19 protein-coding genes and 2 pseudogenes are annotated in these 25,004 nt (G+C 41.9%); 10 read left to right on the forward strand and 11 right to left on the reverse strand.

All coding sequences use genetic code 11. The features are described from left to right. Positions 1-10: 10 nt before the first annotated feature. The 4 genes and pseudogenes from MP3633_RS02480 to MP3633_RS02495 all read right to left on the reverse strand — a co-directional run bounded on the left by MP3633_RS02480 (position 11) and on the right by MP3633_RS02495 (position 3,776). Positions 11-1,984 (reverse strand): putative bifunctional diguanylate cyclase/phosphodiesterase, encoded by a 1,974-nt coding sequence (locus MP3633_RS02480; RefSeq protein WP_176334340.1) that lies wholly within the window; start codon positions 1,982-1,984, stop codon positions 11-13. Between the two features lie 31 nt (positions 1,985-2,015). Then, complete coding sequence (locus tag MP3633_RS02485; protein ID WP_176334341.1) at positions 2,016-2,225, reverse strand: YgaP family membrane protein; 210 nt, start codon at positions 2,223-2,225, stop codon at positions 2,016-2,018. Between the two features lie 149 nt (positions 2,226-2,374). Beyond that, positions 2,375-2,874, reverse strand: a pseudogene (locus tag MP3633_RS02490) (LysR substrate-binding domain-containing protein). Positions 2,875-3,158: 284 nt separating this feature from the next. Beyond that, the gene (locus MP3633_RS02495) at positions 3,159-3,776 is read right to left on the reverse strand and encodes a TetR/AcrR family transcriptional regulator (protein WP_176334342.1); all 618 of its coding nucleotides are present in this window, start codon (positions 3,774-3,776) and stop codon (positions 3,159-3,161) included. A gap of 461 nt (positions 3,777-4,237) precedes the next feature. Between MP3633_RS02495 and MP3633_RS02500 the strand changes: the two genes are divergently transcribed. From MP3633_RS02500 to MP3633_RS02530, 7 genes are all read left to right on the forward strand, one after another. After that, positions 4,238-5,242, forward strand: a complete 1,005-nt coding sequence (locus MP3633_RS02500; protein WP_176334343.1) for an MBL fold metallo-hydrolase — start codon at positions 4,238-4,240, stop codon at positions 5,240-5,242. 99 nt (positions 5,243-5,341) lie between these two features. Next, positions 5,342-5,692, forward strand: a complete 351-nt coding sequence (locus MP3633_RS02505; RefSeq protein WP_217909040.1) for a DUF5329 family protein — start codon at positions 5,342-5,344, stop codon at positions 5,690-5,692. 382 nt (positions 5,693-6,074) lie between these two features. Continuing rightward, positions 6,075-7,259, forward strand: a complete 1,185-nt coding sequence (locus MP3633_RS02510) for a GGDEF domain-containing protein (protein ID WP_244959787.1) — start codon at positions 6,075-6,077, stop codon at positions 7,257-7,259. Further along, positions 7,246-8,091 (forward strand): substrate-binding periplasmic protein, encoded by an 846-nt coding sequence (locus tag MP3633_RS02515; protein WP_244959789.1) that lies wholly within the window; start codon positions 7,246-7,248, stop codon positions 8,089-8,091. Before MP3633_RS02510 ends, MP3633_RS02515 begins: the two co-directional genes overlap by 14 nt. A gap of 155 nt (positions 8,092-8,246) precedes the next feature. After that, positions 8,247-9,299, forward strand: a complete 1,053-nt coding sequence (locus MP3633_RS02520) for a Stealth CR1 domain-containing protein (RefSeq protein WP_176334345.1) — start codon at positions 8,247-8,249, stop codon at positions 9,297-9,299. 99 nt (positions 9,300-9,398) lie between these two features. Beyond that, positions 9,399-9,986 (forward strand): HD domain-containing protein, encoded by a 588-nt coding sequence (locus MP3633_RS02525; protein WP_176334346.1) that lies wholly within the window; start codon positions 9,399-9,401, stop codon positions 9,984-9,986. Between the two features lie 206 nt (positions 9,987-10,192). After that, complete coding sequence (locus tag MP3633_RS02530) at positions 10,193-10,804, forward strand: DUF4395 domain-containing protein (RefSeq protein WP_176334347.1); 612 nt, start codon at positions 10,193-10,195, stop codon at positions 10,802-10,804. A 161-nt stretch (positions 10,805-10,965) separates the two neighbouring features. Here MP3633_RS02530 and modF read toward each other — a convergent pair whose 3' ends face one another. Together modF and ilvC are read right to left on the reverse strand one after the other, a co-directional pair. Then, complete coding sequence (gene modF, locus MP3633_RS02535) at positions 10,966-12,420, reverse strand: molybdate ABC transporter ATP-binding protein ModF (protein ID WP_176334348.1); 1,455 nt, start codon at positions 12,418-12,420, stop codon at positions 10,966-10,968. Positions 12,421-12,588: 168 nt separating this feature from the next. Continuing rightward, positions 12,589-14,061: a ketol-acid reductoisomerase gene (gene ilvC / locus MP3633_RS02540; protein ID WP_176334349.1), complete on the reverse strand. Its 1,473-nt coding sequence runs from the start codon at positions 14,059-14,061 to the stop codon at positions 12,589-12,591. A gap of 205 nt (positions 14,062-14,266) precedes the next feature. Here ilvC and ilvY point away from each other — a divergent pair, with 205 nt between their 5' ends. Further along, on the forward strand, positions 14,267-15,157 hold the full coding sequence (ilvY, locus tag MP3633_RS02545) for an HTH-type transcriptional activator IlvY (RefSeq protein ID WP_176334350.1): 891 nt from the start codon (positions 14,267-14,269) through the stop codon (positions 15,155-15,157). A 123-nt stretch (positions 15,158-15,280) separates the two neighbouring features. Here the strand turns inward: ilvY and MP3633_RS02550 are convergent, their stop codons facing one another. Next, a complete protein-coding gene (locus tag MP3633_RS02550) occupies positions 15,281-16,342 on the reverse strand; it encodes a Fe(3+) ABC transporter substrate-binding protein (RefSeq protein WP_176334351.1) in 1,062 nt (353 codons plus the stop codon). A gap of 186 nt (positions 16,343-16,528) precedes the next feature. Beyond that, a pseudogene (locus tag MP3633_RS02555) lies at positions 16,529-17,732 on the reverse strand (GGDEF domain-containing protein). Between the two features lie 268 nt (positions 17,733-18,000). Between MP3633_RS02555 and MP3633_RS02560 the strand changes: the two are divergent. Continuing rightward, positions 18,001-19,194, forward strand: a complete 1,194-nt coding sequence (locus MP3633_RS02560) for a sugar transporter (protein WP_176334352.1) — start codon at positions 18,001-18,003, stop codon at positions 19,192-19,194. Here the strand turns inward: MP3633_RS02560 and MP3633_RS02565 are convergent. From MP3633_RS02565 to MP3633_RS02575, 3 genes are all read right to left on the reverse strand, one after another. Beyond that, entirely contained in the window at positions 19,191-20,867 is a 1,677-nt protein-coding gene (locus MP3633_RS02565) for a GGDEF domain-containing protein (RefSeq protein WP_176334353.1), read from the reverse strand. The genes MP3633_RS02560 and MP3633_RS02565 overlap by 4 nt on opposite strands. 2 nt (positions 20,868-20,869) lie before the next feature. Further along, complete coding sequence (locus MP3633_RS02570) at positions 20,870-22,327, reverse strand: bifunctional metallophosphatase/5'-nucleotidase (RefSeq protein WP_176334354.1); 1,458 nt, start codon at positions 22,325-22,327, stop codon at positions 20,870-20,872. Positions 22,328-22,657: 330 nt separating this feature from the next. After that, the gene (locus MP3633_RS02575; RefSeq protein ID WP_176334355.1) at positions 22,658-23,794 is read right to left on the reverse strand and encodes a DNA alkylation repair protein; all 1,137 of its coding nucleotides are present in this window, start codon (positions 23,792-23,794) and stop codon (positions 22,658-22,660) included. A 698-nt stretch (positions 23,795-24,492) separates the two neighbouring features. Between MP3633_RS02575 and cynS the strand changes: the two genes are divergently transcribed. Further along, positions 24,493-24,933: a cyanase gene (gene cynS / locus MP3633_RS02580; RefSeq protein ID WP_176334356.1), complete on the forward strand. Its 441-nt coding sequence runs from the start codon at positions 24,493-24,495 to the stop codon at positions 24,931-24,933. Positions 24,934-25,004 lie beyond the last annotated feature (71 nt).

Genomic DNA, 25,004 nt, shown 5'->3' on the forward strand with positions numbered 1-25,004 from the left:
ACGCCCATTCTCAGGCGAGCGGAAGAGAGGTGTTAGAAAGCAATAATGCTTCGACCTCGTCGGCTCTCATGGGTTTCGCGAAATAATAACCTTGCCCATAAAGGCAGCCCATTTTGATGAGAATATCGGCTTGAGCTTTTGTTTCAATACCTTCTGCAATAGCATTGCAATCGAAGGAGGTTGCCAAGGTAATGGCAGCAGAAACGATGGCTTGTTTTTTTAAATCTTTTTCAATATCACTAATAAAAGAGCGATCAATTTTTATGTCATTAACATTTAGGTTACTGATGTAAGAAAGGGAACTCATCCCTGTGCCAAAATCATCGATAGCCAGAGCTATTCCTGCTCGTTTAAAGTCATCCAGGCGACTCGCTATATAGTCGATGTTGATGCTTGTCGACGATTCAATGAGTTCTATTTCTAACTGTTTTGTACCGATTGAATGCTGCTTTAGTAAGGCTAGCGTGAAGTCTAATAAATCGGGATCAAGCAGATTATAAGGCGATAAGTTAATGGCGATGGGTGTCGATAACCCCTGTGTTTTCCATAGCGCTAATTGCTGAATCGCGCTTTGAATCACATAGCGTCCAAACTCCTGAACACGACCACTTTGCTCAATCAAATCTATAAAATGCACAGGCGCAAGAATCCCATCTGTCGGATGATACCAACGTGCTAATGCCTCAACACCAATGACATTCCCGCTGTTTAATTCAACTTTAGGCTGGTAGTGGAATTTAATTTGCCATTCTGATAGCGCGCTTTCGAGGTCTGCACGTAGCCGTAATCGTTGGTGGCCGAGTTGAGTGTTTCGTTCACTGAATATGCTCCAGCCACTGCGTTTTTGCTTGGCTTCATACATGGCAATGTCTGCGCACACCATCAGTGATTCAGCGTCTTTTGCATGACTTGGGTAGTGCGCAAGGCCAATACTGGCGCCAGTGTTAACCGACAGTTTATGGATCATAATAGGCTCATTACAGACGTCTATTAATTTCTGAGCGAGTTTATGAGCCTCTTCTATTTCTAAATCAGGTGCCCAAATAATAAATTCATCACCACCTATACGCATGACGGTTTGTGTCGGATTAAGGGCTAAAGCAAGCTTACGGGAGACTTCTCTGAGTAATAAATCACCTGAAGAGTGGCCAAAAGTATCATTTACTTCTTTAAATTTATCGAGATCTATTGCAAACAGGCAGCCTCTAGTAGGTGTTTCTAAAGGTGTTTCTAAAGGTGTTTCATTCGTTTTTTCATACTCCGCTGGTGTTTCGGGCATGATGTTTTGCATCATATTGATCAAATACAACCTGTTTGGTAGGCCGGTCAGCGAATCATAGGTCGCGAGTTTTGCAAGAGCATCATTTTTACTTTGAACTCGTTTACTCATCCAGGATGACAGTGTGATGGCGAGCCAAAGCGCGAGCCAAAAAACGATGAATGAGGTGATAGATAAACGTTTAGCTATGAGGCTAAGGGCTGCATCAACGCTACTAGCCGCTTTTATCATGATAATGCTATAACCTTGCCCTTCTACCATTTGCCAAAGAAAGCGTTCCCCATCGACTTTTTCAAGACCATTCACCATGGATGGTCGTTTACTCTGTTGTGTTTTCGAAACGATTTTTTCTTTGAGAGTCGTTATTTGAGAAAAGGTCATATTATGATTAAGTGACCAGTCAAGTTCATCCCCATGAACTTCTACATACAATAGTTCTGTGCGGACATGGTCATTTAAATAGGTAAGTTCAATAAGGTGTTTTAGACGTTGGGTCGCTTCATTGTCTGCTTCGACAAGCTCGGCGTGAAATAACATAGTTTGTCGATGAAGAGACACGGTTTCTGCTTCTATACCCAGGTCAGAAGAAAGGCGATAAGAAACAACCACATAAATAGACGACACAAACAAGGCAACGCAAAGGCAGACAAGTATCAACCTTAAACGAAATAGTTTGTCTCTCTGTAGCTCTAACAGTGGCGGCATGCAATTCCAAAGGATTGGAGGAATGTATTATTTATTTTTTACATGTACTAATGCCTGCTAAATGATAAACAGGACACCATCCAGAAATGAGAGAAACCAAATTAAGCACCCCAAAGATGGCTAATAATATTTCTAATATAGGCTCTTGAAGATAACTGTTATTTAATAGTAAAAAACCAATAATAACAATTCCTATCACGCCTCTTGCTATGCGATCGATAGGGTGTAGGTTCTTCATCATTGTGTCTCTCCAGTTGATTTTACATATTCTACCATTAGCGTAAATTATCTTCTCGCTAGAAAAAAAACAATGTTAAGACTGTAAAGAAATGCGTACCTATGTAATGGGTACTTTCATATGTTTTTTTATGCTTAATGCGTTTTGAAAAATTATAAATCTAAACGCGTTTTTATAAAATTTAAAAAGGCTTCAATACGAGAAGCCAGTTTGGTGTGCTTGTAATACACGGCTTGAACTTGTTCTCTAGGGTTTGGACGGTCGATGGATTCAGTAAGTAAGCTCACTAATTTACCTGCTCTAATATCTTTATAAATCATGAAATTAGAGAGTAAAGCAATACCATTGCCTGCTAAGCATAGTTGACGAATGGTTTCGCCACTGCTGGCTTTAATATGTCTGGTGAGGCCACCAAATGAAGAGGGCTTCGGGCTAGCAAGTTGGCGTGTAATCCAGAGTCCATTAATCCGCCAATTCGAATCGTCAGGTCGGACTTGAATTCGGGTTCTATCAAATCGGTAAAGCTTTCATTCGATACTAATTCAAGCTCGATGTCTGGGTATGTCGCTCTAAAAGGTTTAACCAGTGGCACCAATTGATGAAGCACAAAAGGGCTGGCTGCATCCATTCGTAATCGCCCACTGGGGCGCATTTTTTTGCTCCGTTAACGCCAATTCGGCGACGGCAATTTGTTCCATAGCGTGACGAATAACCTTTAAAATCACCAAGTACGAGCCAGGTTAAGCAAATGTCTTTGCTTTTGCATTAACCCGATTAAGTGGTTTTTTAGACAAAATAGATTGTGTTCTCACTTAAGAAAAGTGTCTTTAAATAGCATGGTCACGATCAAGAAAACATAACTTAATGTAGAAATAAGCGGCTGTCTGTTGCAGGTTAGTCGCTTACGATGTGATTAAAATTGAATAAACGACGGCATTACTTTGGCGCAAATGTCACCCCTTGCTTAAATGCCACAATGAGCGTTGAAATGACTCGGCGCATGGCATCCTCTCTTAATAACCCCGCTTTTGCAGACGCTTCTACATGCGCTGGATGAATGAAAACGGTAACCGCATCACGCACCACATTTGCTGCCGCGAAAACATCATCAATGTAGAATTCTTTGTTTCGTACGCCATCTGAAAGGATGGTAGACAAAAGTTGGGTCATCACTTCGGTGTAATTTCGAATGATATCTGGTCGCTCTGTCACCACTCGTTTATATAGCTGATACAGCTCTGCGTCATTTTTGAAGCGTTGAAGTTTGCGTTGATGAAGCGCCACAATCAGTCCTTCCAGCCGTTCGGATGCGGGTAGAGGAGCCTCTACATAAGAGCGAGCCAATTTTGTTTCGTCATGTATGGTTGCGATAACTATGGCTTCGAACACTTCGGCTTTTGAACGGAAATGACGATAAATGGTCGTATGTGATGTGCCGAGCACTTTGGCAATGTCTACAACGTTTGTTTTTGCTGCGCCGAAACGGCGAACATGATCACTGGCCGCTTCTAAAATTCGAGTTGTCGTTAATGCGTCGTTGTTAGTTGCTTTCATAAGAGTGCTCATGTTCGATGATGGCTAAGTATATTCGATTCGAGATGAAAATTAAAACGAACAAAATATATATTATGTTCGTTGAATTTTGTTTTCTGATGAATTAGGATTTCTCTACCATCATGGATGGATGAGTCCAAATTCAAGAAAAGAGTGACGGTATTGCCTTTAAATCGAAGGTTCTGCTCGATATGAAAGGGAGGCTCTTGCCCATTTATGCTCATTGGTTAGGTGATATTTATAGCGGAGATGGCTGAGAGTTATTGGATGAGCTCTTTGGACGTTGCGTCATCGTAAAGCGGTGTAGTCTTATTCAGGTAAACCTTATTTTATTTAAAGGATAGGTAATTGTTATGGGGTTGAAGAATAGGTTTTTAATACTGGCGAGACACCGCCTTTTTTTTAGCGTTATGTGGAAATCAAAAGTGCGTCTTATATGGCTTGTGATAGGTGCTATGTCTATGAGTGCATGTTCAAGCCAGCGCTTTCCCGTATCTGATCACAGTGATGGATCAGTATTTTATAATGAAGATCGTTCTGTGAACTTCGATAGAGGTTTACTCGATATGATCAAATGGAAATTCTCAGGAGAAGAGGAAGTATGGCCTGACGCTGTAGTCGATAATGTCGAGCCTAATTTCTCTAAGCAATTGGGACAAGGTGAGGGTGCGGTCACTTTTATTAATCATGCGACTGAGTTTGTTCAATTTGAGAAATTCACTGTACTAACAGATCCGGTGTTTTCTGAAAGGGTGAGTCCATTCTCGTGGATGGGGCCTAAGCGACACAGAGAGCCTGGAGCGTCCTTAGCTGAACTTCCTAAAATTGATGTGGTTATTGTGAGTCATAATCACTTTGATCACATGGATATTGACTCATTAGTGGCGATCGAAAAGAAAGATCAGCCAATCTTTATCGTTCCCTTGGGAAATAAGGCGTTCTTAGAAGAGAATGGCATTAACCATGTTGTAGAGCTCGATTGGTGGCAGAGTTATTCATCCGATGCTGGTTTTGATATTACACTTGTTCCTATGCAGCATTGGTCAGCTCGTGGAATATTTGACAGATTTGAAACACTTTGGGGAGGGTATGTCGTTGAGTCTTCAGGCCTAAAAGTATTGTTTGCTGGTGACACTGGATATAACAAGCAATTTAAAGAAATTGAAGAAAAGTTTGGCGCGATGGATTTGAGTCTTTTGCCGATTGGGGCGTATGAGCCCCGATGGTTTATGAAAGACCAACATATGAATCCTGAAGAGGCGGTTCAGGCCCACTTGGATTTACGTTCTAAGCTGAGTATAGGGATGCATTTTGGTGCATTTCAATTAACGGATGAGGGGATTGAAGATCCGGCGACGGACTTGGTAAAAAGCCTTGTGAGCAAAAACATTGATCTAAAAGACTTTATTGTGCCGAAAAATGGCCAAACCACTTTCTTTGAAAGTGCAAAGCCTGACGTGAAATAAGACTGAGCTTCTTTTTGGGTTGCTGTGCCGCAACCTAAAAAGGTTTCATACGCCAAGAGTGATCTATTTTAAACGCTGGCATGGCATAGGAGGAATGAATTGAAAAAGAAAACGCTATTTTTTATGTTAATGACTTTCTTCACCATCAATCTGTTTGCTTCAACGCAAGATGAAATAAGTCATTTGTTGGATTATGTTGGGATAACAGAGTGCAAGTATGAAAGAAATGGCACTCTGTACAATGGTGCAGAAGCCGCAAATCATATTAATAAAAAGTATGACTATTACAGAAATAAAGTTCAGACAGCAGAAGACTTTATCGAGTATGCTGCGACCAAAAGCGTGTTTTCTGGGAAGTATTATTTAATTCATTGTAACGATAATCCCCCCGTTAAAAGCCAAGACTGGTTATCGGCTGAATTGGTGCGTTATAGAGATACTCAAAAGTAGTTACCGTCTCAAATCAGAAAAAAAGCTTTGTTCAAAAGGCGATAGCGTTTGTTATCGCCTCTCCTTCCTCAACGTTAACGGTCCGCCATTCTCTTTTGCTACAAAGTGAATAGAGCGCTGCATTTTCTGTCGTCAACTTTTGATCGAAAGGTCTTCATCCACTTGTCATTCGTTGTGGCTGTATTTGTTTGTTATTCCTGAATTCAAGTCCGAAGTTTATTCCATTAAAACCGCTAGTAATCTAAGATTAACTTAAGTTAAACGTTTACTGGGCAGGGTCGTTTTAATGTTTACACGTTTTTTTCGTACAAACAATCTATCCCAAAAAATGATGCGTGTTATTTTTTTCATATATTTGGCTGTTACTTGCGTAATTACAAGTATGCAGTTCTTCAGTGAATATTTGAAAACACAGGACTCAATACTCAATGAATTGAAACAGTTGGAAGAAACCGTCCGTGAACCTATTTCTACCAGCTTATGGCAATACAACGGAAATCAACTGAATGTACTCGTCGCTGGATTGGTCAAAATGCCCATTATCGAAGGTGTCGATGTTTTCGATAAAGATGCCCAAACCATGCTTTCCAAAAGATCCTACAACTCGGGCTCAGCTCCCTTGTCTCTTTTCGATACGACGTCAGATTTAAATTGGACACTTAATGGAGAAAGCGTCTTTCTTGGAAAGCTTGTGCTTTATTCATCATCCGAAGTCGTTTTAAATCGAGTTTTATTTGGCTTTTCTCTGATTGCTATTACGGCCATCATTAAGTTATCTATTTTGTTTTGGCTATTTGTCTGGGCATTTGATCGTTATTTAGCAAGTCCTTTGAAGGAACTAATGACTCAAGTGAATGAAGTTCAAATGAGTCCTAATATGAGCAAACGGATTAATCTGTCTAACATTGAAAATAACGAGATTAGTCAGCTTCAAGAACACATGAATACGATGCTATCCGCTCTAGAGATGGACCGAGAACAGCTATTAGAGGATGAGCAAGCTAAGCGGAATTGGCTAGAGGATGCGGTCGCAAAGCGCACTGAAGACTTGCAGGTTTTGAATAAAAAATTAAAAGAACTCGCCACAAGAGATTCTTTAACAGGCATATTAAATCGGGGAAGTTTTTTTGAAACGGCGCAACACTTACTGATTCTGTCACAACGTCAAAAATCGCCTGCATCCTTTTTGTTGGTCGATTTGGATAATTTTAAAAGGGTCAACGACACTTATGGTCATTTTGTTGGCGACAAAGTACTCATCCATTTCACGCAGACCATTCAGAAGTCCTTAAGAAAATCTGACCTCATTGGCAGAGTCGGTGGAGAAGAGTTTGCCATATTTCTCCCTGACACCGGCAATGATGATGCTTTCCAGCTTGCCGAAAAACTACGAAAAATTATTAGTCATTCTGCGTTGGAAGTTGATGGTAAAACAGTGGCTTATACAGTGAGCCTTGGTGTTGAGTCATCCGAGCCAAAAGACCATTTAATTGATGAGTTATTTAAACGCGCCGATTTGAAGCTGTATGGTGCCAAAGACAAGGGTCGTGATCGTGTTGAGAAATAAGAAACTGAGCAATAAAAAAGCGAAAAACAAACGATTAAACTATTTCTCATTCCTGATGGTCTTTCTGGCAGGCATCAGCGTGCCTCATATCGGCTACGCTGCGGCGTTAAAAGTGTGTTACGACCAATGGCCGCCAATGACAATATTCCCATCAGAAGGGGACTCTGAGCGTGGTGTTGTTATCGATATGCTGGAGCAAATATATTCATCGAAAGGCTACCAGCTTGAATACTATGAAGTGCCTCTGGCACGAGGGTTGGATATGGTGAAAGAGGGACTTTGCGATGTATTGCCGGAATACTTATACTCAAAAAATCCAGACGATCACTTTGTCTATGCCGACGAAGAAACGTTTGCCTACACCACCGCCTTCGTTGTTAGGCGAGATGATCCGTGGCGCTATAATGGCATTCAATCCTTAAAAGGCAAGCGCATCGCTACTGGGCCTGGTTGGGACTACAGTTCAATGAGTGCTGGCTACCAAGATTATATTGATGATCCAAGAAATTCTAACCTCGTAGAAGTTGTTGCCGGTTATGATGATGTGGTTGACCGAATCTTCCAGATGATCAGCGAAAATAGAGTCGATTTATACGCAGACAATGACCTTGTCCTTCAGTACGTTTTAAATCGTCTCAACCTAAATGATGACCTTCAAATAGTGCGCCCCGGTTTAGAGAATAAATTGGTTGAAATGCCGATTTTCTCCAAAAACATTCCCACTGAAAAAAGACAAGACTTGATCAAGATTTGGAATGAAGGCCGCTTGGCAATGAAAGGTGAAAAAGAGCAAGTACTTCTTAATAAGTACAAGGTGTCATTGGCAAAGTAGCGTAAGGCAGACCAGCATACCTTTTGAATTATTGGAAATTTAAGAGATGGGGTCACTATCAAATCAACTCATTGAATAGCTGACCCATCTAGAGTTGACTGGTTCGACAATGAACCTGAATCACCGTTACCATCACCTAAGAGACATCTACTGAAATGCTAAGAAATGCAACTGAACTCCAGCTTGAGCCGATTGATGCTGTTATCACTTGGGTCGATGGGAACGCTGAGAAACACCGTAAGAAGCGACAAGAATATATGGCAATTGAGCCTTTGCCACTGCATGAAAATGCATCGAACCCTCATCGGTGGTTGTGTAGCGATGAAATCTTGTACTGCATCCAATCGATCGAAAACCATGCGCCGTGGGTAGGTAAAATCTGGATTGTTGTTGATGAAGAAGGCCCCGATTTATCAAGCCTCTCGGAAAGCATTAGAGCCAAGGTACATCTTGCCTATCATTCGGAAATCTTTGATGGGTTCACGCAAGTGTTACCCACATTTAACTCTTTGACCATTGAAAGCATGCTGTGGCGGATTGAAGGGTTGAGCGAGCGGTTCATGTACTTTAATGATGATGTGTTCTTGACTGCGCCCCTAAAACCGTCAGACATTTTTGACGGGCTTACTCCTATTTTTCGAGGCAAGTGGGTTGACTATAGCGGGGTGCTTGGCAGTGCCGAAGCACGGGATGACCCTGCGAAATTCCACTATTTTATGCAAATAAATGCGGCCCAAATCATTGGCTTTCCTTGTACAGGGCTGTTTTCTGCTGCCCATGTAGTACATCCTTTTCGACGTTCAAAGATGGCCGAATTGTTTGCTCTGTATCCCGATTACTTTCTTAGTAACATAAAATACAGATTTCGGAACTTGGAGCAATTTCTCCCGCAGGGACTGCATAATCACGCTTGTATCAGGGATAAAGAGGCCAAGGTCAGCACGACAGATGACCACCTACACATTACAAGCGGACAGGGAAAGGGGCAGCCTCCTGCTGATACTCTAGCGCTGTTGATCAGAGCGACAGGTCCTGACATCAAGTTTCTATGCGTTAATGATCTCCCTCAACTGGTAGAAATCATCCCAAACGCAGGTGAATGGATTGCTCAGGCCATTGGCGGGTTTCCGGTGCGCGCTAAAAATACAACAATCGAGAGATTGTGCCTGCAATCAGAGGATGCAGCGATAAATTTGGCAAAAGGATGATGCGGCTATCTGTAGATTAGCTTTAAAACTTAGGGTCGAATTCACATGGTTTCTTAGTTACTCTTAACCAAACGTTAATAAGACAGATTAAGGTATTTCATGCCAGAGTCACTAAACGACAAAACTCTCGATAAACAACTCGACTTTTTACGTGAGATCGATCAACTCAAATCTGTCATCCGTAAATCGCCATTGATTGATCAATCACGAAGGGAGAACTCAGCCGAACATTCATGGCATTTGGCCATGTACGCGTTGATCCTAAAAGACAGCTCGGACCAAAATATTAATCTGGATCGCGTGATTAAAATGCTCTTGATTCATGACATCGTTGAAATCGATGCTGGCGATCATCCCCTCCACGAAACCATAGACAATTCACTTCAAGAAGAAGCCGAGCGAAAAGCGGCAGAACGTATTTTTGGCTTACTTCCAACGTCACAAGGTGAAGAGCTCAAAGCCCTCTGGTACGAGTTTGAAGCCGCCGAAAGTCACGATGCTGTCTTTGCTAAATCATTGGATCGTCTACAGCCACTTATTCACAACGTCGCCACTAAAGGCGGCACATGGGTAGAAGGTAACGTCAGCCACGAACAAGTGAAACAGCGCTACGGGTCAGTGATTAGCGCAGGTTCAAAGACACTTTGGGGTTATGTGAAAGGCTTGGTGAAGAAGCATTTTCAATGAAAGGCTCTATATTTTTTTATGAATATAACTGCTTTAGCGCCCAATTCTTCAAACAATTGCGACGTTCTATTTGAGGTAGGCGCACCTTTATTTTTCGTCACTTACCTATACAATTTAATATTTTTTGTACTATGATTTTCCGAATCCAATTATTACTATCTGTGATAAAACTCCTATGGAATGATGATATTAAACAAGGACTTAGAATGATAAAAAGCTTCTTTACTTCAACGACCTATGGTCATACAAAAGAGCTCATACAATACGCAGATCGTGTTTATGATGAAAAAGAGTTTAATGAGGATGTGATTCTACAAACAGCAGCACCCTTAGCGAGTAAGTTATCAATGGGGGTTGTGGATGAGCGAACTGTCAGAGCAGCCGCAGGTATTACTATGCTGGGTGCAATCATTGTTTTTTGTGTTGCGTATTTCTACGGGGCCTTTTTACCTATCACACTCTTCTCAACTTACTCGTTTATAGACTTTTTTTTGAGGGTCTTTGTTGGCGTTCAATATTCTCCAAGTTTGTATATTGGCCGTTTTATCATTAGAAATTTATTAGGCCAACAACCAGATTGGGTATCCGCCATTCCAAAACGTTTTGCTTGGAGTATTGGCATTATTTTGACAGGCACAGTCACCTTACTATTTTGGAGTGGTAATAATGGATTAACCTCTCAACTTATCTGTCTTGTCTGTGTGCTTTTTACTTGGATGGAATCCACTTTAGGATATTGCGCTGGTTGTCACATATACAAATTACTCAAACTCGAACCCGAGCGTTGCCAGGGTGATAGTTGCAGTCGCATTTTGTAGAACTAAGGGCTTGATCAATACTATGCTTTAACTGCTGTGTAACAGAGTCCACTTTAAAAACTTAAAGGGCGTACAATTTATTTTATGTACGCCCTATTTGTAGGAGACTGACAGTACTATGCTTAATTTGATTGTTCATGAGTAGGGCAATTGTTTACCCATTATTCTTTTTTCAACCCCAAGCAGTTCTCTATCCCTTTGATCTTGTCTTCCGCGTGGTGGTTTACGTACAGAACCGTTGTTTCTTTGCCTTCACATATTTTCTCGATCAAGGCTAAAACCAGTTGGCGGTTCATGTCGTCTAGGCCGAGGCAAGGTTCATCTAGAATCAATAATGGCGGGTGTTTGACCATGGCGCGGGCAATGAGCAGCAAACGCTGGTCGCCGTAGGAAAGCTTGTTAAAGGGTTGGTCTGCGCGGTCTGTCATGCCGAGTAGTGCTAGCCATTGGTCGGCGATTTTCTTCTGGTTATCGGACGATTTACTGTACATGCCGATGCTGTCGTAAAAGCCGGAAATAATCACGTTTTTACAGCTGGTACTAACGCGATATTCCCATTGCAGTGCAGTGGAAACGTAACCGATGAATTGTTTGATCTGCCAGATGCTTTCGCCGTTACCGCGTTGGAATCCGAAGACAAAAATATCGTTGGTGTAGCATTGTGGGTGGTCGCCCGTGATCAGCGACAATACGCAGGTTTTACCGCTGCCGTTAGGACCACTGAGTTGCCAATGCTGGCCTTGTTCAATGGTCCAGTCCAATTTATCGACAATGATCGTGTCGCCGTATTTGATAGTCGCTTGTTTGAGTTTGACTAATGGCTGGCTCGGATCGAGTTCGGGCAGCTTGTTCGCTGGGTCGGCCTCTGGCACGTTTAGATCGGTGGTTTTTAAATGCAGTAGTTGGTAGAGCTCATTAAAGGCGGCTTTGTCCTGACGGTCTATTGTCAGTGTTAGCTTTCCTCTATTTGAACCGTTTTTACCTGAACCGTCTTTATCCATGTAGGCAACATGCGTGATGAAGTCGGGCATTTCATCGAAACGGTTTAGTACCATAATCATAGGAACGGTATTAATAATAGAGGCAAGGTGCTCTTGTAACATAGCGAGCGTATCGACGTCTAAACCATCAAAAGGTTCGTCGAGGATGAGTAAGTCCGGTTTGCTGGACAGCGCTCGTATCAGCATGACTTTTCGAGTTTCGCCTGTGGAGAGTTTTCGAAATGCGCGGTCGAGTAATTTACTTAAGCCGAACTTTTTCACCAGTTTTTGAGCAAGTTCTGGATCTTGGCAGCGATCGAAAATCATTTCATGAACGGGCGTGCCGAGTGAAATGACGTCCATGATGTCTGCGTCGTCTTTTTTCAGCTCTTTGGCAATCAGTTCGGCTTGCGCTTCAAAAGACACCAAACCTACCCTTTTCGGTAATCCTGAAATCGAACCGCTCTCAATATCGCCTACACCTGCAAGTACTGCTGCGAGAGCTGATTTGCCAGAGCCATTGGTTCCTGTAATCACCCAATGCTGGTTTGATGTAATATCCCAATCAATGTCAGTTAAGGTAAAACGCTCATCAAACGTCACCGTTGCTTTCTTTAAAGAGATTGAGTTACTCATTACATTGCCCCTAAACACAGATAAAAGAATGAAAAATAAAAGTAGAGAACAAAAAAGCCGAGTGTTCGATTAAGAAAACTCGGCTTTTTTTGATTCAAAGTACGATGTTATGAGCAAAGCCAATACGAGTCTATTTTTAACAAAGTATTGGCGAGCGCAATAATCGTATTAAACGATTTTTTTCATGTCAGCCATATGACCACGAAGAACACCACCAATCGCTTCTACTGGATGAGAGCGTAGTGCTGCGTTTACTTCGATCAAGCGAGCGTTATCAACGCCGTTGTCTTCTAGAGAAAGACCTTTACCAATTACGTCGGTTTTGATGTTTTTCATGAAGTCAGCCAATAGTGGAACACAAGCGTGGTTGTATAGGTAACAACCGTACTCAGCCGTATCAGAGATTGTCGCGTTCATTTCGTACAATTTCTTACGAGCGATTGTGTTCGCAATAAGTGGTGTTTCGTGTAGTGACTCGTAGTAAGCAGAATCAGCCACGATGCCAGCGGCGGTCATGGTTTCGAAAGCAAGCTCAACGCCGGCTTTAACCATAGCAACCATCAAAATACCGTTGTCGAAGAATTCTTGTTCAGAGATTTCAACATCACCAGCCGGTGTTTTTTCAAAGTTCGTTTCTGCTGTGTCTGCACGCCATTTAAGAAGGTTTACGTCGTCGTTCGCCCAGTCTTCCATCATAGTTTGTGAGAAGTGGCCGCTGATGATGTCGTCTTGGTGCTTGTTGTACAAAGGACGCATGATCAATTTAAGTTCTTCAGAAAGATCGAATGCTTTGATCTTAGCTGGGTTAGAAAGACGATCTAGCATGTTGGTAACGCCGCCGTATTTCAATGCTTCTGTCACTGTTTCCCAACCGAATTGGATTAGACGAGACGCGTAACCTGCGTCGATGCCTTCTTCAACCATTTTGTCGAAACAAAGGATAGAACCAGTTTGCAACATACCACAAAGGATAGTTTGCTCGCCCATCAGGTCAGATTTTACTTCGGCGATGAAAGAAGACATTAGAACGCCTGCTTTATGACCGCCAGTACCTACCGCGTAAGCTTTTGCTAGTGCAAGGCCTTCGCCTTTAGGATCATTGTCTTCATGAACCGCGATAAGCGTTGGAACACCAAAACCACGAACGTATTCAGCGCGAACTTCAGAACCTGGGCACTTAGGCGCAACCATGATGACGGTTAAATCTTCGCGGATTTTCATACCTTCTTCTACGATGTTGAAACCGTGAGAGTAAGATAGGCAAGCGTCTTTCTTCATAAGCGGCATGATTTCAGTCACAACCGGTGTGTGCTGCTTATCAGGCGTTAGGTTCAATACAACGTCAGCTGTTGGGATAAGTTCTTGGTAAGTACCAACAACGAAACCATTTTCAGTCGCGTTTTTCCAAGATTGGCGTTTTTCAGCAATCGCAGCAGCACGCAAAGTGTAAGAAACGTCTAGACCAGAATCACGTAGGTTCAAGCCTTGGTTAAGACCTTGAGCACCACAACCGATAACAACAATTTTTTTGCCTTTAAGCGCTTCTACGCCATCGGAAAATTCAGAGCTGTCCATGAAACGACATTTCGCTAGTTGAGCAAGTTGCTCACGTAGCGGCAAAGTATTGAAGTAATTAGCCATGATAAACACATCCTAGATTTTTATGATTAATGTCTCGACGATTAAAGCACGTCGATATTTTAAAAGGGTGACAGCTGATCAAACACTATAAAGCGGCCGATCAAATATGAGTGATGCTACTTTATAGAAAAGCCAGTCTTTCGTAAATTGATATATTTGCAATATAACGTCCCATTTTATGCAAACATCCATTATGATGATGAGTATGAATATAAGAATCCTCAAACAATTTCTCGCTTTGGCTGATGCGCTGCATTTTGGGCGTGCCAGTGACGAGTGTCACATTAGTATTTCTGCGTTATCGCGGAACATTCGTCATTTAGAAGACGAACTGGGTGTCGCGCTGTTTAACCGCGACAATCGTACCGTGGTGCTAACGCAAGAAGGGCAAAAGTTCCTTAAGTACGCGCGCGATACCAGCCGCCAATGGAACTTGATCCGTCATGAATTGACAGATAATACGGACCAGCTTAGCGGCGAGATCAGTCTGTATGGCTCGGTCACGGCCAGTTACAGTTTTTTGTATGAGCTGTTGAGGCGTTTTCGTATTGCGTATCCAGGTATCGAGATCAAACTGCGTACTGGCGATCCAGAACACGCCATTGCGCATATTCTCGACGGAAAAGAAGACATTACCATTGCGGCTCGGCCAACCAATTTGCCGCGAGGTGTGGCATTTAAGCCGATCGCAATTTCTCCTTTGTTGTTTATCGCGCCACTGGAGCAGCAAGTGCCTAACGTGCCGAATCGTGTTCCTTTGGCTCCGCAAGAGTGGGCAAGTATTCCGATGATTTTGTCTGAAAGCGGTGTGTCGAGAACCCGCGTAGACGAGTGGTTTCGTCAGCATGGCATTACGCCAAAAATTTATGCTCAGGTGACAGGTAATGAGGCAATTGTGAGCATGGTGAGTTTGGGCTTTGGGATTGGTGTGGTGCCAAAAATCGTGCTTGATAACAGTCCGTTGAAGGACAGGGTGCAAGTGTTGGACGTTAGGCCAGAGCTTGAACCTTATGATATTGGTTTGTTTGCGCTGAAAAAGGGTTTAAAAAACCCGATGGTTGAGGCTTTTTGGAGTTTGATGGAAGAAGAGGGTTAATCTCGTTTCCAGAAGTTTTGTTAAAACGCATTAGGGTTCGTTGCGTATAAAAATGCCTTTCAATGTATTTACTTGAAAGGCATTTTTGTTTTAAAACAGATTATTTTTTATTAATGAAAAGGCTTATTTCCAACCACCTTGGTCCATTAATTTGACGGCTTGACGGTTGTTCTCTCCCAATACACTCAAAGAAACTGTATCGGATTTGAACTCACCAAACACCGCTAGACTTTCTGGCGGCGCAATACCTTCAACAACAGGGTATTCATTGTTAACGTTCGCGTACCATTTTTGGCTTTGCTCATTGGTTAGGAACTCAATAAGTTGCTGCGCGTTTTCTTTGTTTTTCGATGATGCTGTTATGCCGATACCGCTGACGTTCACATGTGCACCACGATCACTTTTAGTTTGGTTAGGCCAAAACATGGCTAATTTATCATAAACCGCACGGTCTTCAGCTTTGCTGCTTAGACCTAAGCGCCCAAAGTAATAGGTGTTTGCGACGGCAATATCACACACGCCGGCCGCGGCTGCTTTTAGTTGATCAGTATCACCGCCTGCTGGTGGACGGGCAAAGTTAGCGACGAGACCTTTAATCCATTCGAGCGTTTCAGCTTCGCCATTTGCATCGATCATAGACGCGACAAGAGATTGATTGTAGATATTGCTGGAAGAGCGAATACAAATTTGGCCTTTCCATTTAGGATCAGCTAAATCTTCGTAGCTTGATAGACTTGATGCAGATACTTTTTCAGGGTTATAAAAAATAACGCGAGCGCGCTGAGAAAGACCATACCAATAACCATCGCGATCACGAAGGTATTCAGGGATGACGGCGTTTAAATGGTCGGTTTCAAAGGCCTGAAGAACGCCCGCCTCTTTTGCTCGATATAAACGTCCGGCATCAACGGTAATAAATACGTCGGCTGGGCTAGCGCTGCCTTCGGATTTTAAGCGACTTAATAATGCATCAGCTTTACCGGTAATGAGGTTTACTTTTACTTGGTTTTCTTTTGAGTACGCGTCTAGAAGTGGAGCAATAAGTGCTTCACTACGAGCGGAATAAACGTTTACTTCACCACTTGCGTGTACAGACAAACTGCTCACGGTTAAAAGTGATACAGCTAATACAGAAGCGCTTTTATTGAAAGAATGAAGTGGCATTTTTAATGTTGGACGTTTCATTATGAGTACCTATTTACAGTGAAAAAATTCGTAGTGTTAATGAATTATATCTCGTGTAGACAAATACTAATAGAAATCGTTCCCGTTATTATTGTTTTTTACCATTCAGTTTTATCAATTTTTTAATAAGGTGGTGTGGCTGAGCGCCTTGAAACAAAAAATTATAACCAGCAGGCGCGTTGAATGTTATGACGGATACACGGGGCAAACGCAATTACGACCATTGAATTTTGCGTCATACAGTGCCCTGTCTACCATTTCGAGGGCATGTTCTAGCTCAATCATTGGGTCTAGTTCAATCACACCAATAGACAACGTAATACGAACCTCTTGTTGTTTGATCAAAAACGTATTTGTCGACATACCTTTGCATATATTTTCAGCTATCTTTAATGCGCTTTGTATGTCTGTGTCTTGCATTAAAATATAAAACTCTTCGCCACCTACGTGAAATAGTTTGTCTGTTGATCGTAATTGGTTTTGTAACCATTCAGCCGCCGCCATGACCAAACCGATCATTGATTTGTTTAAAAAAATCCAGGTCTAGCGTCATTAGGCTAAGAGGGGTATTTGAATTTTTTTGTTGTTCGTACTCATCATGAATGATGAGGTCAAATTCTCTACGATTAGCGGCGCCTGTTAAAGGATCTGTGCGAGTGGCTTTGTCTAATTGGCGCATGAGTTGATTGCGCTCAGTAATGTCTAGCATCACACCAACCTGTCCTAGAGCTTGGCCATTGGAACGTGTGAAAACAGCTTTATTAAATTCTATCTCATGAATTGAGCCATCTGCGAATCGTACTTCTGCTTCATAATACTGAGTGCCACCTTGAGCTAATAATTGACAATCTGCCTCGTAATAGGCATCAGCAAGGTGTTTAGGCGCAACGTCATACACTGAATGGCCTATGATTTGTTCACGAGAAAAGCCGATAAATTGACAAAATGCAGTGTTGCAGCCTCGATAAATATGGAGGTGGTCTTTAAAGAAAAGAGGGACAGGTATGGCATCGATGATCACTTGCAAAACGTCATCGTCAGTACGACCAGAGCGAGCTAAAGCAAACTGTGATATTTCTGAAATTAACCAGCTGACAGTGTGTTCGTCGCCATCACTAAAACAATTTACCGCGCCTCTTTTGATCCATTCAATGCTAGCTTCCATGCTCCATTTTTCTACAATTATGATCGCTTTTCTAGACGCTAAAAGAGGCCAGTCAGTGGCTTTTAAGTCATTTTCTGAAAGTAAGGTAATAGAAGAAACGGGACTGTCATCAATGCGTTCGACTTCTAGCCATTCGACAGCATATCCATGAGTAGATAAAAGCGTGTCTAATTGTGCCTTACATGACGTTAATTTAGGTGAAAAATAGAGGGTTGGAAGGCTCATTAAGACTCATTTTTTTTGTATTTTGTGGTAAATATCTTCTCACAGGAATGTGTGCAATTGTGTAATAAAATGTAGGTCGTTTTTGTTAATATTTTAGGTTTTTTTGTCTTATCTATTTGTTCTTGTATAAGTAGTAACGAAAAGACGACCACTCCGAGCTGAAATGTCCATAAACATCCATATTTCCCTATTCCGTTGTTGTTGAAAAAATGGACAATAGTCATCTTCTTTTATACGCACACTTCAATAGGTCATTCTACAGGTCATCATGATATCAACTCTTTCTTCAGAGGATACGGTCTCTCGCCGCATTCAATACTTGCGTGTTTTTGTACTGGGTTTTAGCGCCTTTATTTTTAATACCACGGAGTTTGTTCCGGTTGGTTTGTTGTCAGATATTGCGCAGAGTTTCTCGGTGTCGCCTGCTCAAGTGGGTTGGATGTTGACAGTTTATGCTTGGGTTGTGGCTTTGATGTCACTGCCAATGATGCTGCTGACACGTAAGCTAGAGCGCAAAACCTTGTTAATATGGCTGTTTTCGTTGTTTATTGTCAGCCATATATTATCGGTGGTGGCGTGGAATTTTACAGTCTTATTAATCAGCCGGATTGGCATTGCGTTTGCTCACGCATTATTTTGGTCTATTACCGCGTCGATTGCGATTCGTGTTGCCCCGCAGGGTAAGCATACGTTTGCCTTGAGTGTACTGGCGACGGGAACGGGGCTTGCAATGGTATTGGGTGTGCCAGCAGGGCGTATTATTGGTCAACTTTTTGGCTGGCGTACTACGTTTGCCTTTATTGCCATTGTCGCTTTAATCATCATGTTGGCCCTGTATCGCTTGTTGCCGAATTTACCCAGTTTGTTTTCAGGTTCGTTGAGCAAAGTTCCAGAAGTGCTGCGCAATCGTGTCTTGCTTGGCATGTATCTGTTTATTTTCATTATTTTTTCGGCCCATTATACGGCTTACAGTTATATTGAACCGTTTCTAAGCGAGATTGGTCTGGCGAGTGGCGGTTTTACCACGCTGATTTTACTGTTGTTTGGTATGGCGGGCATTGTCGGTAGTATATTATTTGGCTACTTTGGCGAAAAATTGAACAGCGCGATGATGATTTTAAGCGTCGTGGCGATGTCTTGTTGTATGGCGACCTTGTATTTTGTGGCTGCAAATATGTCTTTGTTGGTGGTCAGCGTTTTGTTCTGGGGCGCATCAATCATGATTATTGGTTTAAGTATGCAGATCCGAGTATTGAATGTGGACCCGACGGCATCCGATATTATTATGTCTTTGTATTCCGGCATTATTAACCTTGGTATTGGAGCGGGGGCGCTGATTGGCGGTCAAATTATTCATTATGCCGGTTTGGCTAATGTTGGTTTTATGGGGGCTTTGCTTAGCGTGTGTGCGCTTGCGGTGGTGGTGTCTTTATTACGACGAATAAAGGACGCGGTTGTTTAGTTATCTTTCATCTCTTCTATATCATCAATATGCGTTGCTTGGTTTCGGCCTTGGTTTTTTGAGTAATAAAGCGCTATGTCGGCTTTTTTCATCAGGGTGTCTATGTCGGAGGACTCTCCTTTTGTTCTGGTGGCAATGCCAATACTGATTGTAATTCTATCTGAGATCTCGCTCATCCTGTGCTTTATGTTCGCTAGTCTTATGGCTTGCATTATATTTTGTGCAACAAGGTTTGACTCTTTCGCTGTTTTGTTTGGAAGTATGGCGACAAACTCTTCACCCCCATAACGAGCAATCAAATTCGTACTGTTTTGGATCGTATGACTTAGCATCATCGCGATTTTTTGTAAGGCTTCATCCCCACTAACATGCCCATAGGTGTCGTTGTATTGTTTGAAAAAATCAACGTCTATTAGCACAACCGATAGGTCGATTTGGAGGGTTCTGTCATTAGACAGTTCGTAGAATAAGCGTCGATCGAAAGCACGTCGGTTGGCGATGTTGGTGAGACTGTCTGTTAGCGACAGAGTTTCGAGACGTTGGTTTTGCGTATTAATGGTGTCTGAAAATTGATCAAAAGCGTGAAACAGTTCATCAATTTCATCCTTACTGGAATGAGAGAGAATAGGCTCTGTTGTCATATTACGTATTTTTCGAGTCAATATTCTAAGGCGCTTTATGGCATGGGTATAAAGAGCCAAGATGGTGCATATCATTACCGCCAATAATATAAAGCCACCAATAAACCATGTTTCTTGGGTATACACGCCATTCGAGAGGGCTAATATTTTATCTTTCAAGTACTTGTTTTTATTCAGTGAGAACTGATTTGCAACGTTGCTGTAGTCGCTGATTAAGTTTCGAATGAAGTACTCTCTACCTCGCGTGCGGCCAATCATTTTAAGGTGATTGGCCTGCAAATTAAGAAGTCCCTGATCGCTCATTAGAAGCTCGGTTATCGCAGTATTTAATGGTGATACTTGTTTTTCTAATGTGGGTAATGTTTCTTCCACGATAGATTCTAAATGGCTCAACTTTAATTCAATAGTGTGTTTTATTTCCTTTAGCTCATCCAGTCTGTCGGTGTCTTCTACTCTGTAGGCAAGTGTAATTAGCTCTAAGAAAGCAATTTTCCATTTGGCTTTTTGTGTTGTTTCAAGGGGCGTTTGTCCGGTATTTTCTTTGTACACGCTATCGGCTTGGTACTGTAATTCCGACAGCCCTTTTTGCTTTTTGGTGATTTGATCCGCTATGTCGAGCTTAGTATCAATGAGGAGGTTGAGGTTGTTCATTTCCTCTTGAATGGTTTTTAGTAGACGAAATTCATTTTGGCTGTAGTTGACCCTGTTAGCTTGTTCTTGGGTTTCATTGAGCTTTTTGTTGACCTCTAGCTCGGCAATTCTGCGTTCTACCGGCGTATTAGAAGACGTTAATAATTCTAGGGCTGAAAAGAGTTCACTGGACTTTATTGCGCTTTGATTTGCGTTAGTCATCGCAGGAATGGTGTTGAAGGTTAAGTCATTTAATATTAACTGGGTTTGCTCCAGTCTTGTTTGCAGTAGAGTGCCAACACCAATAAAAAGCACAACGGCCATTAGTAATAAAATGGCCAATTTTTTAATCAAGCTTAATTGCTTATAGCCTGTTTTTTTTATCGATGACGGTTTATTCATGTTTAGTTCATCGTTGAAATATCGAGTATTCGCCCATCTGTTTTTGGTGAAATGACGTTTAGTTGCTGAACCTTTTCTGCCATTAAGTCAGATAGCGTGAAATTGCTGTTTTGTTGATGGTTTAGCTCTTTGCTGTTTATAAACATAGTATACCCATCTCCACCATTAAGTAGGTAATCTAGGGTAGCGACTTTGTAAGTCTTTGTTGGGTTTAGTGGCTTATTGTTCAAGGTGACTAAAAGTAAGCGAGTTCCGGCTGGGCGTGTCGCATCGTATTTGATTTTAATGCCAGAAATTTGAAGATATTGCCCGCTTATTGAGTCTATTCCGCTTAATCCATGCTCTAACGCCGCCGTTATTTTTTGTCCTGTTACTTCTATTAGTTTGAGCGTATTACGGTGCGGCATCATGGCTCGAATGTCTTTTCTTGTCAGTATTGAGTTTTCTGGAAAAACGGCATCGCTGCGCAGCGAACCACTATTAATTAAGCTGAGTTCTGCGCCTGTGAATTGTTTTAGTGTGTCCGCGACTAGGTCAGCAAAGCCATTTTCGGCGGTGCGTAGCGTCTTTCTGCGTAAATCAATAGGTGTTGCTGTCTTGCCTAATACTTCACTAAGAAGTGTATTGAGTCGATGAGCGTATTCTCGTTCTTGTTGTAAAACAGAAAGTTTGGGTGAAACAGAAGTTAAGTCGATCTCTGTTTTTTGTATTTTCAGACTCTCTTTTGGGTGGCCTTGTTGCCAGGTAAGTTGAACTACAGCGGCATGCTTTTTGTCTTTTATAATGATGTTGTGTGGGTGATGAGGAAAAGCTTTATAAGGGCTAAATTCAAAATCTTGATCTTTATAGAGCGTTAGATTAACCGTCCCTTGTTCCAATAGGCGGTCAAAAACAGGCATGAAAACAGAGTAATGTAAGACAATTAGATTAGCCCCTTGTGCTTTTAATTCAATGACGGCTTTGATAATGGCCTTTTCGGGCGAGGTGACTTCTACTCTGTTTGTTGGGTATTTAACGATGGTGTCGGGGTTTAGAACCGAAATAAAGCCTAACTTCATCGTGCCTTTTCTTAATATGACGTGTGTTTGTATCCCTTCAGGAGGGCGGTGAGTCAGAGGGTCGTATAGATTGCTTGAGACAATAGGGAACGATGCCTCGTAAGTGCGTAAGATGAGTTCATCTTCTTGGTGGCTCAATTCGCGTTTCGAGATGCCCATGACGCTTGGCTGAAGGCTGTTCAATATATCAATGATGTGCGCGCCTCTGTCCATTGTCGAAAGCATACTTGGCCCTAAGCTTTCACCTCCAAAAATAAAAAAAGTATTGGCATCTATTTTTCTATATTGATCTATAACGCTTGCTAATTGAGCGTAATTGCCATTTTTTGTGTCGTTCACTATGGGCATTTCAGCGTCAAAAACGATGGTGACTCTTTGCTCTGCAAAGACCATGCTGTTCATTGCTACCCCTAGTATCAGGAGTCCCTTTAATAGCGTTTGATTTAAGAACAGAGGTTTAATCATCATGATGACTGTCCATATAGTGTGACTTGTTAATAGGATATTGTAGCTGTCTTTCCATAAAATCGAGTCAACTTTGCACATCTTTGATGCATTTTTACTTTGAGTAAAAACGAAAGGATTTCGTATAAAAAGAAATTATAGTAGAGATTGTCAGCCTTTGATTACAAAAGCGGCCACACATTATTTTGCGAAGTCAAAGCGGTGGGACGTCGTTGTTGATGGCAAGCTGATTCTTTCGTTACCGCTCTCTAGGATATGATTTTTGCCTTATATTAGAGGGGGATTACCTGATAATTGAAAGCTTTCCTTGGCGATAAATTGACCATTAATAATGATTTCTACCTCATGCCATCCGTCGTAATAAACTCTCGTTGTGATGATTTTGAATGGGTGCTTTTTTGACATAGAGAGGCGACTACGAGCCGCTAACGTGGCTTTCTTCCATTTAAACACCTTGGGGGAGGTTGTGCCGTTTTTCTTTTGATGATGAACAATGTAGTCAATCATCAAGGTTTGCTCATGATCGCTCGCGGATTCTATATCGAGGGTAAACTCTAGATTTCCATTCAAAACAACCTGTTCAGAATGTAGTGTCAGTGCATTGTTTTCTAGTTGCGGTTTACCATAACCAAACGCGGTTAACACCTTGTTATTGCCTTGCTTAAGCAGCGTTCGACAAGCATGACGAATGAGCTTTGTGCGGTTTGCATCGGCGTCTTGTATCCATCGTTCAGCAATATCGGCCACAAGATCAGGGTGATCTTTAGCGATGTCGTTGAGATTATTGGCAACAGAGCGACGTACGTATTCTTCTGGGTCATCTTTTAGTTCTTCAAGCAGTTCAATGACGGGTGAAGGATCATTAATAAACGTCGGCAACTGCATCGCCCAGGGCAAGCGTGGGCGAGTCCCTTCAGAGATCAAACGCCGTACATGTCTATTGTCATTTAAGAGCCAACTCTTGAGTGAAGCGAGTGTTTTTTCTGGTGCGGATAATAAAAAAAACCGAATGCTAAATTCAGACGTAAATCGGCTTGTCATCGCTTTTAATAAAGTCATTGAAAAATCATGATGATCAAGACCATGATATCCCACGTAATCGCCCATCGGCATAATCGCCCAGCCTGAAATACCGCTACCGTTTATTTTTGAACTTGAATCGTCGATTTCTGGGGCCAAGCTGGCGAGTAAAATACTTCCTGCTTTTTCAAAGTCACTCGGTAAATACTGGCTCATGGCCTCGGTAATTTGCTGCGATCGAGCCTTTAGTTCCAATGTCTCAAGCTGATCACACGCGGTGGCGATAAAGCCTGCTTTATCAAATTCTTTCCAATGACGTTGAAAGTGCTCCGCCATGTTGTTAATAACGTGCTGGTTAAAAAGATTCTTAAACGGTTCTGGCATGTCTTTCATATCCTATGGAATAAAGGGCAGAGACAATATAGCGGGTAATAGAGTCAGTTACTGTCAGTATAAAAATCGATTTCACTCGCTATCAGCCTTATAAAGGGCTGTTTATGTACTGATTCATGCTCTGAAATAGACGTCGTTTTCAGCGGTGTTAATGATATAAATATCGACACTGTGATTAATATTGGTGCAAAGAACGTGTCTTAAAAGGGCGCTTCGATAAAAAATATGCATAGAGTTATTGTGGATTTTAGCCCTGATCAATGCTTAGTGTCTTTTAAAAACCACGCTTATGTATTGATTCTAAAGCAGAATTCCTAACAATATTTTTTGATTCACCTATTTGGCATTATCTTTGCTGAATGAACATTATGTTCATGTAGATTTTCTCTACAGGGATTTCATAAGTTGGCCAATGTCGGTTAACTTAGCCAATGGCAACGTCGCCCGCTACTGAACCTTTTTAGTAGCACTCGATCAGGCTCCTTTAGAAAGGAAAAAACTGATTAGGGAGGCGTGTCTCTTTTTCTCTCTTCTTATCTTTCTAAACAGTCGTTTGATTTTCAATATTGATCGTGCCATTGGCGAAAACGTGTTTGTTCATAGATCTTTGTCCATTTAATTCAGGGATTGAATTGATCGAATTCATTTAATGGATTTTAACATCGTCCCTAGGCATTAGGAGAAAGCGAATGAAAAAAATTGATGTAACAGAAGCTATTTTCGCCATCAAAAAAGAGAAAAACTTGAGCTGGGAATCCATCGCTGAGGCGACAGGGATGACGGATGTTTGGATAACGTCCGCATGCTTAGGAATGAACAGCTGCACTGAAGCAGTGGCTGAAAAACTGGTGACCTTTTTAGGTCTACCAGCAGAAGCCAAATCCGTTTTAATGGAATACCCGACAAAAACGTGGGATCAAGCTATTCCACAAGATCCTTTGATTTATCGGTTATACGAAGTGGTTGGGGTTTACGGACCAACGTTGAAAGAAGTCATTCAAGAAAAATTCGGTGACGGCATCATGAGTGCGATCGATTTTTCCATGAAAGTAGAAAAAGAAGAAGACCCGAAAGGCGATCGTGTCGTTTTGACCTTGAACGGGAAGTTTTTGCCATATAAATCATGGTAGTAGCTATTGTTTTTATGAGTGAGTTTTGAGTTAGCGACGGTTGATTTGGAAAATTTGATTTTCAGCAATTT

Source organism: Marinomonas primoryensis, assembly GCF_013372285.1.
GTDB classification, from domain to species: domain Bacteria; phylum Pseudomonadota; class Gammaproteobacteria; order Pseudomonadales; family Marinomonadaceae; genus Marinomonas; species Marinomonas primoryensis.